A 15,247-nucleotide genomic window follows, 5' to 3' on the forward strand; every position below is an offset into this window, starting at 1 on the left:
CAGGTTTTTCGTCGGGGCGCTCAACCTTCCGCGGCCCGGTGTCGTCATGACCGCGACGAACGGAGAGCCGGTGTTCTGGAGACGCGGCTCCGACGGGCTGGACACCCTCGTCGCCGAGCGGGGCGGGGCGTTGCTCGCCACGGCGGGACTGCTCACGGATCAGGCTCTGGAGCTGGCGTCCTGCAGCGACGCGGCGAGGGCGACGTACCGTGCGGCGACCGCGTCCCAGGTGGTGCCGGCGGTGCGGCGCAGGGCCTCGGCGCGCATGCCGGCGACCAGGTCGGCGTCGGTGAGCAGGCGCTTGAGGGCGGCGCCGACGGCGGCGGCGGCGCGGTGCGGCACGAGCAGGCCGGCACCGGTGCCGAGCAGGTCCGCGGCGTGCGGGAACGGGGTGGCGATGACCGGCTTGCCGGCGGCCACCGCCTCGTGCAGCACGCCCGAGGCGACCTGGTCGGTGGTGTCGTAGGGCAGCAGCACCACGTCGGCGCGGCCGACCAGGCGGGCCAGGGCCGCCGGCTCGGCGTAGGAGCGCTCGAACCTGACCAGGTCCGCCACGCCGAACGCGCGGACCTTCTGGTACAGGCCGAGCCGGTACGTCTCGCCCTCCTCGGCGAGGACCTTTGGGTGGGTCTGGCCGGAGATCACGTACCGGGGGCGCGGGGAGAGGTTCCTGACCTCGCGCATGCCGGCGATCGCCCACTCCACGCCCATGCCGGGGCGCAGCAGGCCCCAGGTGAGGACCATGGGATCGCCGGAGGCGCTGACGGTGCGGATCGCCGGCTGGGCCAGGGCGCCGCGCGGGATGACGTGGACCTTCGCCGGGTCGACCGCGTACGTGCCGAGCAGCCGCGTCCGGGCCGGCTCGGTGGTGACGACCACGGCCGCGGCCAGCGACGCCACGGTCTCGAGGATCCACCGGCGGTGCGGGGCGGGCGTGCGCGGCACGGCGTGCAGGACGGTGATCATGGGCGACCGGAGCCGGTGCAGCACGTCGAGGACGCCGTCGCCGTCGGTACCGTCGAAGATGCCGAACTCATGGTTGACGATCACGACGCCGTGGCGGTCCAGCGCGCTCGCCGCGACCTCGGCGGAGCCCGCGGCGCCGGCCCGCAGGTGCGCGACGACCTCGGGCCGGTCGGTGAAGGTGGGCGAGTCGACGACCCGCACGACGCCGACCGCGTCGACGCCCGCCGCGGCGGACAGGGCGGCGCTGAGCGCGGCGGCGAAGGCACCGACGCCGCACTGGGTCGGCGGATAGGTGCTCAACAGGCCGAGGGACGTCGTCACCGCACCCACCTTTCGTCGGTGGGCTCGGCGCCAGGGGGTGGGGCTGCGGCCGGACCTTCCGTGGCCACGCTACACCCCGCCCGATCCGTGTCCGGTCCGACGCTGCGCCGAAGGGCCGGCGGGTGCTCCGGGCCGCCCGCCGGTGCTGGGACGATGACGGGCATGCCGAACGACGCGCCGACGGGGCATCCGGACACCAGGCTGATCGTCGTGCGGGGCAACTCCGGCTCCGGCAAGAGCACCGTGGCCCGGCGGCTGCGGCTCGGGCACGGCCGCGGCTGCGCGCTCGTCGAGCAGGACCACCTGCGCCGGGTCGTGCTGCGCGAGCGGGACCTGCCCGGCGGGCTCGCCCCCGACCTGATCGCGCAGGTCGTCAGGTTCGCCCTCGATCACCGGTACCACGTGATCCTGGAAGGCATCCTGTTCACGGGCCACTACGCCCCGATGCTGGCCGGCCTGTGGCGGGCGCACCGCGGCGGCAGCTGGTGCTTCTACCTCGACGTCGACTTCGACGAGACCGTGCGCCGGCACGGGGGCCGCCCGCAGCGCGACGAGTTCACGGCCGAGGACATGCGCGGCTGGTACCGGCGCCTCGACCTGCTCGGCTTCGCCGGTGAGCGGGTCGTCGCCCAGGAGTCCACCGTGGACGAGACGGTCGCCCTGATCGCGGCGGTGACCGGCCTGCCGCAGGACGGGTGCGACGAGGACGTCCATGTCCGGCGTCCCTGACGGCGTGCGCCTCGGCGAGCTGCTGCACCGCACGGGCAAGTCGGTGGTGCACGCCGGGACCACGGACGCCGGTGAGCCCGTCGTCGTCAAGACGATCACCACCGACGAGCCCTACTGGGTGCGTTGCCGGGCGCGGGAGCTGGCCACCTGCGCCGCGTTCGCCGAACGCCCGCCCGGGTTCGTGGCGCCGCGGGTGCGGTACGCTGACGAGCGCACCACCGTCTATGCCCGGCTGCCCGGCGTGCGCCTGCACGACCGGCGGCACCTGGACGCGGACCTCCCACCGGCCACGGTCGCCGCCGTCCGCGCCGCTGTGCGCGCCGTGGCCGCCTGGTCCCCGCCCGGCGGCACCGCCTGGTCCGCGCTGGACGGGGACCCGGCACCGGATCCGTCCGCGACGATCGCGGCCGAGCACGCCAACGGGCTGCTCAGCGACGGGGAGCGCGACGCGCTGCACCGGCTCGCCGACCGGCTCGGCCCGGCCCGCGCGTTCGCGCACGGCGACCCGATCCCGACCAACATCCTGCTGCACGACGGCGCCGCCGTCCTCGTCGACTGGGAGCTGTCCGGCCCGCGCCTGCCCGGCTACGACTGGGCCGTCCTGTTCGTCACCGGCGCCGCGGCCAGCCCGGCCCTCGCCGCCGCGGTGCTGGCCGAGACCGACCGGGCGGAGCTGCGGGACGCGTTCACCGTCAACCTCGGCCTGCTGCTGTGCCGCGAGATCCGCATCCACCGCGACCTTCCGGCACCCGCCGGCCTCGACCGCCTCCGCGCCCTGTGGCGCCGCCGGCTCACCGCCGGCGGGAGCTGACGATGGCCGGTGTCCACGACATCGCGGCGGCGCTGGGCGTGCGGCTGGACGACGCCCGGCCGGTGCCGGCCCGGCACGGGCAGCGCCGCGCCTTCTTCGCGCGCCGGGACGGCGAGCCCGTCGTGGCGAAGTGGGGGCTGGACGAGGACCTGCCCGAGAAGCTGCCGTACGTGGCCGCGCAGGTCCCGGTGCTGCGCGGCCGTGGCATCCCCGCAGCGCCGGTCCTCGCGCACGCGCCGATGCCCGGCGGCGGCTACGCCTGGCTGCAGCCGCGGCTGCCCGGACGGCCCGCCACGCCCGGCCCTGCCCTGCTCGCCGAACTGCTCACATTGCTCGACCGGATGCGCGACGCCCCGCCCGGCGCACACCGCAGCGACCACAACGTCTGGGTCACCGCCGTGGTCCGCGACGACCTGGCCGGCTACTGGGCCAACGCCGCCGCCGTCGGCCCGGCCGCCAGGGCGCTGTGCGCACGGGTGCGCGCCTGGGCGGCGGCGCAGGCACCGCCGCCGCCCGCGCACGACTACGTCCACCTCGACCTCAACCTCGGCAACGTGCTCACCGACGGCGGCAGGATCACCGGCCTGGTCGACCTGGAGAACCTCGGCGTCGGCAGCCGCGCCGTCGACGCGGCCCGCTTGGCCTACGAGTGGCACACCCACGGCGCGCCCGGCCTGGCCGACTTCGTCCACTATGGACGGTCGTGCCAGGGTGACGCCGGCTGGCGGTACGCGGTCGCCCACGAGGTGGCGTGCCGGGTCGGCTTCCGCAGCGAGCACACTTTGGACCTCGACCCGGCCACCCAGGTCACCGCCGCGGCGGCGTACTTCGACGCGGTGCACGCCGGGTGACTGTGCCGGCGGCGGCCGGATCCTGGCCGCTTCCACTGTTTCGAACACAATGGGTACTTTGTCGGATTAGCGTAGACGGCACTCCGCCCGCTGGAAGGAGGCCGATGCGCCACCTCCTCGCCCGTACCCTCGCCGTGCTCACGCTCGCCGGCGGCGCCCTGGTCGCGGCCGCCACGCCCGCCGCCGCACCGGCCGCCGTCGTGCCGAAGACCCCGCCGCTGACGACCCCGTGGACCGGCCAGGTGCCCACCACGAACCCGTTGCCGGAGTACCCCCGGCCGCAGATGACCCGGCCGGAGTGGCAGTCGCTCAACGGCGAGTGGGAGTTCCTCAACCCCGCCACCGACGCCGCCGGCAACGTCGACCGCACCGCCGCGCCGCCGCTGGGCCGGACACTGCCCGAGCGGATCCTGGTGCCGTTCCCCGTCGAGTCGGCGCTGTCGGGCATCATGCGCGACGACGACCGCGACCTGATGTTCTACCGGCGCACGTTCACCGTGCCGGCCGGCTGGAGCGGCCGCCGGGTCCAGCTGCACTTCGGCGCGGTCGACTACGAGGCCACCGTCTGGGTGAACGGCGTGCGGGTCACCACCCACCGGGGCGGCTACGACCGGTTCGAGGTCGACGTCACCCCGCAGCTCGACGGCGGGGTCAACGAGATCGTGGTTCGCGTCTACGACCCGACCGACGGCCGGGGCGAGCAGCAGCCGATCGGCAAGCAGACCAACCACCCCGGCGGCATCTTCTACACCCCGACGTCAGGGATCTGGCAGACGGTCTGGCTGGAGCCGACCCCGGTGTCGTCGATCTACTCCGTCGACATCTCCGCCGACCTCGCCGGCGACACCGCCCGGGTGCGGGTCTTCACCCGGGGCGACGTCACCGGGCACACCGTGCTCGCCGAGGCGCTCGACGGCTCGACCGTGGTCGGCCGCGCCACCGGCGGGTTCAGCGAGTTCACCGTGCCGGTGCCCGGCGCGCGGCGCTGGTCGCCCGACGACCCGTTCCTGTACGACCTGCGGGTCTCGCTGCGCGACGCCGCCGGCGCCACCGTGGACCGGGTCGTCAGCTACTTCGGCATGCGGGAGATCGGCAAGAAGCTCGTCGACGGCGTGCTGCGCCCGACCCTCAACGGCGAGTTCGTGTTCCAGACCGGGACGCTCGACCAGGGCTACTGGCCCGACGGGCTCTACACCGCGCCCACCGACGCCGCGCTCGCCTCGGACCTGCGCAGGCAGAAGGACCTCGGGTTCAACATGGTCCGCAAGCACCTCAAGGTCGAGCCCGCGCGCTGGTACTACCACGCCGACCGGCTCGGCCTGCTGGTGTGGCAGGACATCCCGTCGACCCAGGCGTTCGACGCGAACCGCACGCCCGCGCAGATCGCGCAGCTGGAGACGGAGGCCCGCGAGATCATCGACGAGCACCGGTTCTCCCCGGCGGTCGTCACGTACGTGCCGTTCAACGAGGGCTGGGGCGAGTGGAGCCTCGCCGGCACCCGGCGGATCACCACGGACCTCAAGGGCTACGACCCGACCCGCCTGATCGACCCGCACAGCGGCTACAACTGCTGCGCCTCCAAGGGCGACCCCGGCACCGGCGACATCATCGACTGGCACGTCTACCCCGGTCCGGACGCGCCGCCGCCGTCGGCGACCCGCGTGTCGGTGCTCGGCGAGTTCGGCGGGACCGGCCTGCGCACGCCCGGGCACGAGCACAGCCCGAACGGGCAGTACTTCGCCTACGAGCAGCTGTCCAGCGCCGCGCAGCTCAACGACCGGCTCACCGGCATGCTCCGCGACGCGCGGCGGCTCATGACGACCAGGGGCATGTCGGCGTCCGTGTACACCGAGCTCACCGACGTCGAGGGCGAGTGCAACGGGCTGCTCACCTACGACCGGCGGGTGCAGAAGGTCGACACCGCCCGGGTCCGCGCCGCGAACACGGACCTCGTCGACGCGTCGAAGCGCCTCAACCCGCCGGTGCCGGCCTACTGACCGACCGTGGCGGAGAGGGCGGCGTCCTTCTCCGCCACCATCGTGCGCAGCGACTCCTGGAAGTCGCTGATCTTCGCCTGCAGCGCCGGGTCGGCGACGGCGAGGATGCGGGCGGCCATCAGGCCGGCGTTGCGGGCGCCGCCGATCGCCATGGTGGCCACCGGGATGCCGGCCGGCATCTGCACGATCGACATGAGCGAGTCCATGCCGTCGAGGTACTTCAGCGGCACCGGCACCCCGATGACCGGCAGCACCGTGGCGGAGGCGACCATGCCCGGCAGGTGCGCCGCACCGCCCGCGCCGGCGATGATGACCTTCAGCCCGCGGGCCGCGGCCCCGCCGGCGTAGTCGAGCATCAGCTGCGGCGTGCGGTGCGCGGACACGACGCGCACCTCATGCGCGATGCCGAACTCGCCGAGCGCCTCGGCGGCCAGGCGCATGACCGGCCAGTCCGAGTCGCTGCCCATGATGATGCCGACGTCGGTCAATGCTCATACCCTTCTTCGAGGATGCGGGCGGCCCGGGCGGCGCGCCGGCGGCAGTCTTCCAGGTCATCGCCGAGGACTGTCACGTGGCCGATCTTGCGGCCGGGGCGGACCTGCTTGCCGTACAGGTGGACCTTGGCGCCGGGCTCCTCGGCGAAGAGGTGGTGCAGCCGCTCGTCGATCGACATGCCGCCGGGGGCGCCGCCGAGCACGTTGGCCATCACGACGGCGGGGGCGGTGAGCCGGGTGTCGCCCATCGGGTAGTCGAGCACGGCCCGCAGGTGCTGCTCGAACTGCGACGTCCTGGCCCCTTCGATGGTCCAGTGCGCGGAGTTGTGCGGGCGCATCGCCAGCTCGTTGACCAGGAGCCGGCCGTCGGTGGTCTCGAACAGCTCCACGGCGAGCACGCCGACCACGCCGAGGCGGGTGGCGACGTCGATGGCGAGGCGCTGCGCCTGCACGGCGAGGTCCTCGTCGAGGCCGGGCGCGGGCGCGAGGACCTCGACGCAGATACCGTCCTTCTGCACGGTCTCCACCACCGGGTACGCGGCGACCTGCCCCAGCGGTGACCTGGCCACCACGGCGGCGAGCTCCCGCTTCAGCGCGACCAGCTCCTCGCCGATGACCTCGACGCCCGGCGGCACGTCGGCGACGGAGTGGGCGACGAAGACGCCGCGGCCGTCATAGCCGCCGGTCGCGGTCTTCACGATGATCGGCCAGCCGACCTCGTCGCCGAAGGACCGCAGGTCGCCGGCGGTCCACCGGGGCACGGGGAAGCCCAGCCCCGCCAGGTGGGTGCGCATCTCGCGCTTGTTCTGCGCGTACCGCAGCGCGTCGGCACCGGGCAGCAGGGTGACACCCTCGGCGGCCAGGGCGCGGATGAGGTCGCCGGGCACGTGCTCGTGGTCGAAGGTGACCACGTCGCAGCCCTTGGCGAACTCCCGGACCGCGTCGATGTCGTCGTGCCGGCCGATCACCACGTCGGCCGCGACGAGCGCGGCCCCGTCGTCGGGGGAGACGGCGAGCACCCGCAGCGACTGGCCGAGGGCGATGGCGGCCTGGTGGGTCATGCGGGCCAGCTGGCCGCCGCCCACCATGCCCACGACGGGGAGTCCGGTTCGCGAGTCCATAGGCTGGTGAGCCTAGCTTTTCCGGCCGCGGCACCCCTGGTCCGGGGCGCCGCGGCCGGGCGCGGATCACACCGCCGGGCGGCCGGGGCCGCCGCGGTTCATCCCGTGGGGCCCTGTTTGCGCAGTTCGTCGACCTGGGTCATGGCCTGGCGCAGCTCGGCCAGCCACGACTCGGCGTGCTGCCCGACCAGGGCGACGCACCAGGCCAGGGCCTCCGAGCGGGACCGGGCCACGCCGGAGTCGACGAGAGTGTCCAGGACCTGCCGCTCGCGCTGCCGCAGGCGGGTCATCACCGGCGCGGAGAACGTGGTGAACAGCTTCCGGGTCTCGCCGACCTGGACGCCCCACGCCACCTTGCGCAGGTAGCGCCGCTCCAGCTGCTGGGCGATGCCGATGCGCTGGTCGCGGGTGGTCTCCCGGAACCCGGCGATGCGGCCCTGCTCGGCGGCGGCGCGGTCGGCGTCGGTCGCGTCCTCGGGCAGCGCCGGCTCGCTGAGCCGGCCGACGATGGTGATCTCGTCACGGTCGATGGTGATCTCGGCGGGTCCGGTGAACCACGCCTCGGGCAGCGCCCCGCCGATCCAGGCGGGCGCGTCGGTGGCGGGCGGCGGCTCGCTGCGTGGGCCGCCGCCGCGCCCCCATTCTCCTCGTCGCATTCGCTTACTCCCTTGCTCGTGCAACTCTGATTACACGATTACACCGTTACAAGGGCATGCCAAGGGCGGGCGTGTTCGCCCTGGGGAGAAACCCGGCAGAGACCTGAGGAGAAGGCGGGCCGGTCAGCCGAGGCCGGCGACGAGGTCCTCGAGCGCGGTCACCGGCGCGTCGCACACGAAGTTCCGGCAGATGTACGCGGTGGGCCGCCCGTCGCGGTAGACCCGGCCCTCCAGCAGCGGCACCCCCGGCGCGCCGGGCGGGCCGGCGACGACGACGGCCCCCGGCGGGGCGTGCCACCAGGCGGCGGTGACGAGCGGGTCGGCCGGGTCCTCGGTGGCGATGGCGATCTCGTACGGGCCGGACAGCAGCGCCTCGCCGACGGCGCACGCGTAGCCGGTGAACCGGCCGTGCGTCGCCGCGACCATGGCGACCGTGGCGAGGGCCTGCTCCGCCGCCTCGCGCCGGGCGGTGTCCGCGGTCAGCGCCGAGTACGCGACCAGCGCCGCGGCGATCGCCGACAGCCCCGACGGGGTGGCGTTGTCGGTCACGTCGGCGGGCCGGCTGACCAGCCGCTCCGCGTCGTCGGCGGTGTCGAAGAACCCGCCGGCCGGGTCGGCGAACCGGGCCAGCGCGACGTCCAGCAGCTGCCCCGCGAGGGTCAGCCACTCCCCGTCACCGGTCGCCTGGTGCACCGCGCAGAACGCCTCGGCGACGGCGCCGTAGTCCTCCAGCACACCGGCGGGCGCGCCGGCGACACCGTCGCGGGACACCCGCCGCAGCCGGCCGTCGACGATGTGCGTGCCGGCCAGGTAGCGGGCCGTGTCGACGGCGAGCCGGACGGCCTGCGGGTCGCCGTACACCTGGCCGAACTCGATGAGGGCGGTGATCGCCAGCCCGTTCCACGCCGCGACGATCTTGCCGTCGCGACCGGGCTGGGGGCGCCGGTCGCGCGCCTCCTTCAGCCGCCGCCGGATGTCCAGCCACCGCTGCACGTTCAGCGGGTCCTCGGGCAGCTGCAGCACCGAGGCGCCGTGCTCGAACGTGCCCTGCGCGGTCACCTCCAGCAGGTAGCGGGCCCAGGCGCCGTCGATCTCGCCGAGGACCTCGTCGACCTGCGCCGGCGTCCACACGTAGGTCAGGCCCTCGACCCCGTCGGTGTCCGCGTCCAGCGCCGAGATGAACCCGTGCCCGTCGTGCATCTCCCGCCGCAGGAAGTCGGCGACCTCCCCGGCGACCCGCCGCGCGGTGCCGCCACCCGCGATGCGGTCGAGGTGCACGTACACCCGCAGCAGCAACGCGTTGTCGTAGAGCATCTTCTCGAAGTGCGGCACCGTCCACGTGCCGTCCACCGCGTACCGCGCGAACCCGCCGGCGAGCTGGTCGTACATGCCGCCGCGGGCCATCCGCTCGCAGGTGAGCCGCACGATGTCGAGCACCTCGTCGTCATGGGTGCGCTGGTAGTGCCGCAGCAGGAACAGCAGGTTCATGTGCGGCGGGAACTTGGGCGCCCCGCCGAACCCGCCGTGCTCCTTGTCGAACACCTTCACCAGGCTCCGCGCGGCGGCGTCGAGGACACCCTCGTGCATCGGGTTGGCCGGCGGCTTCTCGGCCACCTGCCGGATCGCGCCCACCACCGCGGCGCTCTGCTTGAGCACCGCGTCGCGCTGGTTGCGCCACGCGTCCGACACCGCCGTGACCAGCCGCTGGAAGGCGTCGCGCGGGAAGTACGTGCCGCAGAAGAACGGCTCGCCGTCCGGCGTGGCGAACACCGTCATCGGCCAGCCGCCCTGCCCCGTCATGGTCTGCGTCGCGGTCATGTACACCGCGTCGACGTCGGGCCGCTCCTCCCGGTCCACCTTCACCGGCACCGTCAGCTCGTTGACGAGCGCGGCGACGCCCTCGTGCTCGAAGGACTCGTGCGCCATGACATGGCACCAGTGGCACGCCGCGTAACCGACCGAGATGAGCACCGGCACGTCCCGCCGCCGCGCCTCCTCGAACGCCTCCGGCGACCACTGCCACCAGTCGACCGGGTTGTCCTTGTGCTGCTGCAGGTACGGCGAGGTGGCGCCGGCAAGACGGTTGGCCATACCTCCACCCTCTCACGCGGCGGCGGGCGGCCTCAGGCGGACGGGCTGCCGGCGATCCTCGCGCGGACGGTGTCCCACGGCATCTGCGCGACGATCCTGGTGAGGGCGTTCACCCAGGAGGCGATCGTCTCCGGGTCGCCCGGCCCCTCGCACAGCAGGAAGGAGCCCTCCATCCACCACGGCGGGGTGATGCCGAAGGGGCGGCCCGCCGCCTGGTCGGCGAACGCCCGCAGCAGGTCATCGGCGAGGGCGTCGCCCTGGCCCTGGCCGGGCGGGGTGAGGGCGGTGTGGGGGAAGTACGGCACCGGGGCGGGCAGCGGCACCATCCACACGGTCTGCACCGGGTCGCTGCGCCGGGGTCTGCGCCGCTGGCGGTCGCCGACGAGCACCGGCACGCCGTTGACGGTGCCCCTGAGCACGTCGTGCAGCTGCATCGACGGCGCGCCCTCCTGGACGCCGATGAGCCGCTGGGCGCTCACCGGACCCGGGACCGCCACGGCGAGCGCGGGCAGGAACTCCCAGCCGTGCCGGGCGGCCAGCTTCTTGCGGGCGCGGGTGGGCGGCAGGGCGGGCAGGCGCTGGTACAGCCCGACGACGACCGACACGATGCCCATCTCGACGGCGAGGACCACGGTCGCGGTGACGTACTTGTTCACGGAGGGCACCGCGCGGGCGACGGTGACCATCGCGACGATGCCGGCGACGGCCGCGAAGATCCCGCCGATCACGGCGATCCGGCCGTCGACGCGGGCGCCGATCAGGCCGATGCCGATGCCGATGACGAGGAAGCCGATGATGGCCGCCACCGGGCCGGGCAGGCCCACCTTCGACAGCGGCACGGCGATGGCCGCGACGAGGGCGCCGCCGCCGATCACCGCCATGACCGCGAGGGCGCGGTCGCTGAGGCCGATGCCCGCGGCGCCGCGGCCGGTGGGCCTGCGGCGCTCGGTCCGCACGAGCCGCCGGCGGGCGACCAGCACCGCTTCGAGGCGGTCGACGAACGCCGTGTAGTCCGCCTTGTCGGCCCCGGTGATGTCCAGCTCCCGGCCGTCGAGCGTGACCAGGCCCGCGGCGGTGGCCTTCGCGTCCTTGCGGGTGACGTACATCTCGTCGACCCACGAGAACTGGGCGGCCTCGGTGCGGCGGTTGCGGGTCCACACCAGGCCGTGCTCGAAGTGGTACACCACGACGTACGGCCGGAACAGCAGGTAGAACGCGTACCCGGTGGCGGCCAGACCGGCCAGCACGAGGATCAGGAACAGCATGGCGAGCGGCTTCACCATGATGTACTGGCCGACCCAGTAGACGCCGGCGGCGACGCCGAAGATCACTCCGGCGATGACCAGGCCGGTGAGGCACTCCACCACCGGGTGCGTGCCCTTGTGCCCGGCGACAGGCATGCCGAGCTGCTGCCGCGCGGCGAGCGCCGCCACCTTGGGCGGCACGTGCACCGTCGATGCGTCCATGGTCTCCCCCGCGTCGGTCGTGTCCGATCGACGCAGGACAGTACGCCATGTGGCGGGCGCCCGCCGCCCCGTCCGCCCGGACCGTCCACGGTGGACGGCCCGGGCGGCGACCGGCGCGGTCCCGCCCGGCCTCAGGCGTCCTGGAGCAGGCCGAGGATGTTGCCCGACTCGTCCTTCACGGTGGCGATGAGGCGGCCGCCGCCGACGTCCTGCGGGTCGGTGTGCGCGGTGGCGCCCGCGTCGACGAGGGCCTGCAGGCCGGCCTTGATGTCCTTCACGGCGGTGTACGCGACCGGTCCCGTCATGCCCTTGCGCTCGCCGTTGGGGTCGAGCCCGATCTCCTGGCCACCGACGCGGAAGCCCACGTAGTAGGGCGAGTCCATGTAGGGCTCGACCCCGAGCAGCGTGGTGAACAGCGTCTTGGCCTGGGCGATGTCCTTGACCGGGTAGACGATCTGACCGAAACCGTCGCTCATGGAAGTTGTCTCCTTCATGCGTTCGCGTCCTTCACCGGTACTGACGAGCGCCCTTCCGGCGATGTGACCGAACCGGCTTTACATCCCCGCCCGAGTCTGCCACTGTTCTAGAACAGTCACGACAGTTCTAGAACTCTGGAGGCGAGGACACCATGGGTGATCTGCTGATCCGCCCGCACCGCTCGCCGGCGCGGGTGCGGCTGATGGACGATCCGGGGCCGCTGGGCAGGTTCGGGGAGTACGGCGGGCGCTACGTGCCCGAGTCGCTGATCGGCGCCTGCCGGCGGGTCGAGGAGGCGTTCCGGGCAGCGTGGGCCGACCCCGCGTTCCGCAACCAGCTGGCCGGCCTGCTCGCCACGCACGTCGGCCGGCCGACGCCCCTGACGCCGGCGGTGCGGCTCTCCGCCGAGCTGGGCGTGACGGTGCTGCTCAAGCGCGAGGACCTGACGCACACCGGTTCCCACAAGATCAACAACGTGATCGGCCAGGCACTGCTCGCCACGAGGATGGGGCACCGGCGGCTGATCGCGGAGACCGGCGCCGGGCAGCACGGGGTGGCGACCGCGACCGCGGCGGCGATGTTCGGGCTGGCGGCGACCGTGTTCATGGGCGAGCGGGACATCGAGCGGCAGGCGCTCAACGTGTTCCGGATGCGGATGCTCGGCGCCGAGGTCGTGCCGGTGCGCACCGGCGCCCGCACGTTGAAGGACGCCACCAGCGAGGCGATGCGGCACTGGGTCGGCGCCACCGAGGACAGCTACTACTGCATGGGCTCCGTGCTCGGCCCGATGCCCTACCCGTGGATGGTGCGCGAGTTCCAGCGGGTCATCGGTGACGAGGCCCGCCGCCAGTGCGCCACCGCCCTGCCGGCCGCGGTCCCCGACTACGTCGTCGCGTGCGTCGGCGGCGGGTCCAACGCGGCCGGCACGTTCGCCGGGTTCGTCGACACCACCGCCAAGCTGGTCGGCGTCGAGGCCGAAGGCGGGGCCGGCGCCACCCGCGGCACCCTCGGGGTGCTGCACGGGGTGCGCTCGATGTTCCTGCAGGACGACGACGGGCAGGTCCTGGAGGCCCACTCGATCGCGGCCGGCCTCGACTATCCCGGCATCGGCCCCGAGCACGTCCACCTGCGCGACCTGGGCCGGGCCCGGTACGTGACGGTCGACGACGCCGAGGTGCTCGACGCGGTCGTGCGGCTCGCCCGCACCGAGGGCATCGTCGCCGCGCTCGAGTCCGCGCACGCCGTCGCATGGGTGATCCGCGCCGCCGGCGACGGCACCCTGCCCGCCGGCTCGACCGTGCTGCTGACCCTCTCCGGCCGCGGCGACAAGGACATCTCGGCCCTGAAGGAGCTGCTGTGAAGCTGCCCACCGACCACAAGGTCGTCATGCCGTACCTCACCGGCGGCGCCGTCGGCGACTGGACCGAGCACCTGCGGGCCCTCATCGACGCGGGCGCCGACGCGATCGAGATCGGCCTGCCGTTCTCCGACCCGACGCTCGACGGCGCCACCATCCAGGAGGCCACGCACGCGGCGCTGAGCCGGGGCGCCACCCTGCGCGGCATCCTGACCCGCGTGTCGGAGGTCGCCGGCACCGTGCCGCTCGTCGCCAGTACGTATGCCAACCTCGTCGTCCGCGACGGCGCCGCCGCGTTCTGCGCGACCCTGCGCGACGCCGGCTTCGACGGGCTGATCGTGCCCGACCTGCCGCTCGAGGAGTGCGCCGAGGCCGAGCAGCAGGACATCGACCTGGTGCTGCTGGCCTCCCCCGCCACCCCCGACGAGCGCCTCGACGAGATCGCCCGGCGCAGCCGCGGCTTCGTCTACGCGGTCACCGTCATGGGCACCACCGGCGAACGCGAGACCCTCGCCGCGTCCGCCGCCGACCTGGCGCGGCGGCTCACCGACCGCTGCGACCTGCCGGTCTTGCTAGGATTCGGCATCTCCACCCCGGCGCAGGCCGCGCAGGCCGCCCAGCTCGCCGACGGTGTCGTCATCGGCGCCGCGATCATGCGCCGGGTGCTCGACGGCGCCTCGCCGGCCGAGCTCGGGGGCTACCTCCGGTCGATCCGGCAGGCCATAGACGAAGGGTGAGCCGATCAACCCCGAGCCGCGGTACCGCAGCATCGCCGCCGACCTGGCCGAGAAGATCCGCACCGGCCACTACGCGCCCGGCGACGCCCTGCCCGCGCAACGGGACCTCAGCCACAGCTACGGCGTGACCCTGATGACGCTCCGGCAGGCCCTGCGGCACCTCAGCGACGAGGGGCTGATCGTGCAGCAGGCCGGCAAGGGCACGTACGTGTCGCCGCCGCACCTGGCGTACCGGCTCGGGTCCCTGCGCAGCCTCGCCGACGACCTGCGCGAGCAGGGCCACGAGGTGCGCACCACGGTCCTGGACCGGACGCTGCGCCGCCCGCCGTCCGCGGTCGCGGCCCAGCTGGGCACGCCGGCGCTGCGCCTGGAGCGGGTCCGCGAGTTCGCCGGCCGCCCCGCCGTGCACCAGGTGTCGTGGGTGCGCAAGCCCTTCGGCAGCCGGCTGCGCACGGTCGACTTCGCCGCCGAGTCGCTGTACGCGGCGCTCGCCGACGCGGGCGTCTCGGTCGCCCGGGCCACCGAGACGATCCGCCCCGACGTGCTCGACGAGACCGTCGCCGCCCACCTGCGTACCCCGCCCGGCACCCCGGTGTTCGTCAGCGACCGGGTCACGTACTCCCTCGACGACACCCCGGTCGTCACCGACCGCGCCGTCATCCTGGGCGACATGATGGAGATCCGGGCCACCCGTGCCGCCACCGGGCTGTCCCTGACCTGGACCGGCGCCCTGTGACGCCGGATGCGCCCCGCGAGGTGGAGAATCTCGTCCGGTCGATCGATGATCCGGACGAGGACAGCGACGGCACCGAGGCGTACGAGATCGCGCTCGCCCTCGGCGACAGCCAGGACCGGGCGGCGCTGCCGGCGCTGCGCGCCCACCTCGACCGGTACCTCGACGCCGGCGACTTCTTCGGCCGCGACATCATCGCCGTCGCGGTGGCCGGGATCGCCGGGGTCGAGGCGCTGCCGGTCCTGCTCCACGCGGCGGCCCGCGACCTCGGCGACGACCAGGACGGGCTGGCCGCCGAGATCTGGGACGTCATGGCGGAGGACCCGGCACGCGCCCGGCACATCATCATGGAACTGACCGCGGACCCGGACCCCGCCGTCCGAGCCCGAGCGACCTGGGCGGCCCGGTTCCTGCCGACCACCGCCGGCCAGGACGGCTGA

Annotated in this window: 15 protein-coding genes; 8 read left to right on the top strand and 7 right to left on the bottom strand. The window is 74.0% G+C overall.

The window, feature by feature from the left end:
• Positions 1 to 159: 159 nt before the first annotated feature.
• Positions 160 to 1,287 carry a glycosyltransferase gene (locus tag OP18_RS04885; protein ID WP_052386238.1) on the bottom strand — a complete coding sequence of 376 codons (1,128 nt, stop codon included), beginning with the start codon at positions 1,285 to 1,287 and terminating at the stop codon, positions 160 to 162.
• Between the two features lie 162 nt (positions 1,288 to 1,449).
• On the opposite strand from OP18_RS04885, the gene OP18_RS04890 reads away from it, so the two are divergent.
• The 4 genes from OP18_RS04890 (at position 1,450) to OP18_RS04905 (ending at position 5,675) form a co-directional block, all read left to right on the top strand.
• Positions 1,450 to 2,016: a kinase gene (locus tag OP18_RS04890; RefSeq protein WP_033357530.1), complete on the top strand. Its 567-nt coding sequence runs from the start codon at positions 1,450 to 1,452 to the stop codon at positions 2,014 to 2,016.
• Entirely contained in the window at positions 2,000 to 2,827 is an 828-nt protein-coding gene (locus tag OP18_RS04895) for a phosphotransferase (protein ID WP_033357531.1), read from the top strand. Before OP18_RS04890 ends, OP18_RS04895 begins: the two co-directional genes overlap by 17 nt.
• Positions 2,828 to 2,829: 2 nt before the next feature.
• Complete coding sequence (locus OP18_RS04900; protein WP_156089303.1) at positions 2,830 to 3,678, top strand: phosphotransferase; 849 nt, start codon at positions 2,830 to 2,832, stop codon at positions 3,676 to 3,678.
• Positions 3,679 to 3,782: 104 nt separating this feature from the next.
• Positions 3,783 to 5,675, top strand: a complete 1,893-nt coding sequence (locus OP18_RS04905; protein WP_081970373.1) for a glycoside hydrolase family 2 protein — start codon at positions 3,783 to 3,785, stop codon at positions 5,673 to 5,675.
• On the opposite strand, the gene purE is transcribed toward OP18_RS04905, so the two are convergent.
• The 6 genes from purE to OP18_RS04935 all read right to left on the bottom strand — a co-directional run bounded on the left by purE (position 5,669) and on the right by OP18_RS04935 (position 11,979).
• Entirely contained in the window at positions 5,669 to 6,163 is a 495-nt protein-coding gene (gene purE / locus OP18_RS04910) for a 5-(carboxyamino)imidazole ribonucleotide mutase (RefSeq protein ID WP_033357533.1), read from the bottom strand. The genes OP18_RS04905 and purE overlap by 7 nt on opposite strands.
• Positions 6,160 to 7,290, bottom strand: coding sequence for a 5-(carboxyamino)imidazole ribonucleotide synthase (locus OP18_RS04915; protein WP_033357534.1), 1,131 nt, complete (start codon positions 7,288 to 7,290; stop codon positions 6,160 to 6,162). The genes purE and OP18_RS04915 overlap by 4 nt, the downstream gene beginning before the upstream one ends.
• A gap of 98 nt (positions 7,291 to 7,388) precedes the next feature.
• Positions 7,389 to 7,946 carry a hypothetical protein gene (locus OP18_RS04920; RefSeq protein ID WP_033357535.1) on the bottom strand — a complete coding sequence of 186 codons (558 nt, stop codon included), beginning with the start codon at positions 7,944 to 7,946 and terminating at the stop codon, positions 7,389 to 7,391.
• A gap of 123 nt (positions 7,947 to 8,069) precedes the next feature.
• Positions 8,070 to 10,037: a thioredoxin domain-containing protein gene (locus OP18_RS04925; protein WP_033357536.1), complete on the bottom strand. Its 1,968-nt coding sequence runs from the start codon at positions 10,035 to 10,037 to the stop codon at positions 8,070 to 8,072.
• Between the two features lie 32 nt (positions 10,038 to 10,069).
• The gene (locus OP18_RS04930) at positions 10,070 to 11,503 is read right to left on the bottom strand and encodes a hypothetical protein (protein WP_033357537.1); all 1,434 of its coding nucleotides are present in this window, start codon (positions 11,501 to 11,503) and stop codon (positions 10,070 to 10,072) included.
• A gap of 131 nt (positions 11,504 to 11,634) precedes the next feature.
• A complete protein-coding gene (locus tag OP18_RS04935; protein ID WP_033357538.1) occupies positions 11,635 to 11,979 on the bottom strand; it encodes a VOC family protein in 345 nt (114 codons plus the stop codon).
• 203 nt (positions 11,980 to 12,182) lie between these two features.
• Between OP18_RS04935 and trpB the strand changes: the two genes are divergently transcribed.
• The 4 genes from trpB to OP18_RS04955 are packed head-to-tail and all read left to right on the top strand — an operon-like array spanning position 12,183 to position 15,247.
• Positions 12,183 to 13,340 carry a tryptophan synthase subunit beta gene (gene trpB, locus OP18_RS04940; protein ID WP_245635267.1) on the top strand — a complete coding sequence of 386 codons (1,158 nt, stop codon included), beginning with the start codon at positions 12,183 to 12,185 and terminating at the stop codon, positions 13,338 to 13,340.
• On the top strand, positions 13,337 to 14,074 hold the full coding sequence (trpA, locus tag OP18_RS04945) for a tryptophan synthase subunit alpha (RefSeq protein WP_245635260.1): 738 nt from the start codon (positions 13,337 to 13,339) through the stop codon (positions 14,072 to 14,074). The genes trpB and trpA overlap by 4 nt, the downstream gene beginning before the upstream one ends.
• A gap of 31 nt (positions 14,075 to 14,105) precedes the next feature.
• Entirely contained in the window at positions 14,106 to 14,810 is a 705-nt protein-coding gene (locus OP18_RS04950; RefSeq protein ID WP_342668870.1) for a GntR family transcriptional regulator, read from the top strand.
• 20 nt (positions 14,811 to 14,830) lie between these two features.
• On the top strand, positions 14,831 to 15,247 hold the full coding sequence (locus OP18_RS04955) for a hypothetical protein (protein ID WP_033357541.1): 417 nt from the start codon (positions 14,831 to 14,833) through the stop codon (positions 15,245 to 15,247).

Source organism: Dactylosporangium aurantiacum, assembly GCF_000716715.1.
GTDB classification, from domain to species: Bacteria; Actinomycetota; Actinomycetes; order Mycobacteriales; family Micromonosporaceae; genus Dactylosporangium; species Dactylosporangium aurantiacum.

Excerpts from the sequence above, each read along its gene's own strand:
- OP18_RS04890 (WP_033357530.1), top strand. The coding sequence starts at position 1,450 with ATGCCGAACGACGCGCCGACGGGGCATCCGGACACCAGGCTGATCGTC.
- OP18_RS04895 (WP_033357531.1), top strand. The coding sequence starts at position 2,000 with ATGTCCGGCGTCCCTGACGGCGTGCGCCTCGGCGAGCTGCTGCACCGC.
- OP18_RS04900 (WP_156089303.1), top strand. The coding sequence starts at position 2,830 with ATGGCCGGTGTCCACGACATCGCGGCGGCGCTGGGCGTGCGGCTGGAC.
- OP18_RS04905 (WP_081970373.1), top strand. The coding sequence starts at position 3,783 with ATGCGCCACCTCCTCGCCCGTACCCTCGCCGTGCTCACGCTCGCCGGC.
- OP18_RS04915 (WP_033357534.1), bottom strand. The coding sequence starts at position 7,290 with ATGGACTCGCGAACCGGACTCCCCGTCGTGGGCATGGTGGGCGGCGGC.
- OP18_RS04920 (WP_033357535.1), bottom strand. The coding sequence starts at position 7,946 with ATGCGACGAGGAGAATGGGGGCGCGGCGGCGGCCCACGCAGCGAGCCG.
- OP18_RS04925 (WP_033357536.1), bottom strand. The coding sequence starts at position 10,037 with ATGGCCAACCGTCTTGCCGGCGCCACCTCGCCGTACCTGCAGCAGCAC.
- OP18_RS04930 (WP_033357537.1), bottom strand. The coding sequence starts at position 11,503 with ATGGACGCATCGACGGTGCACGTGCCGCCCAAGGTGGCGGCGCTCGCC.
- OP18_RS04935 (WP_033357538.1), bottom strand. The coding sequence starts at position 11,979 with ATGAGCGACGGTTTCGGTCAGATCGTCTACCCGGTCAAGGACATCGCC.
- trpB (WP_245635267.1), top strand. The coding sequence starts at position 12,183 with ATGGACGATCCGGGGCCGCTGGGCAGGTTCGGGGAGTACGGCGGGCGC.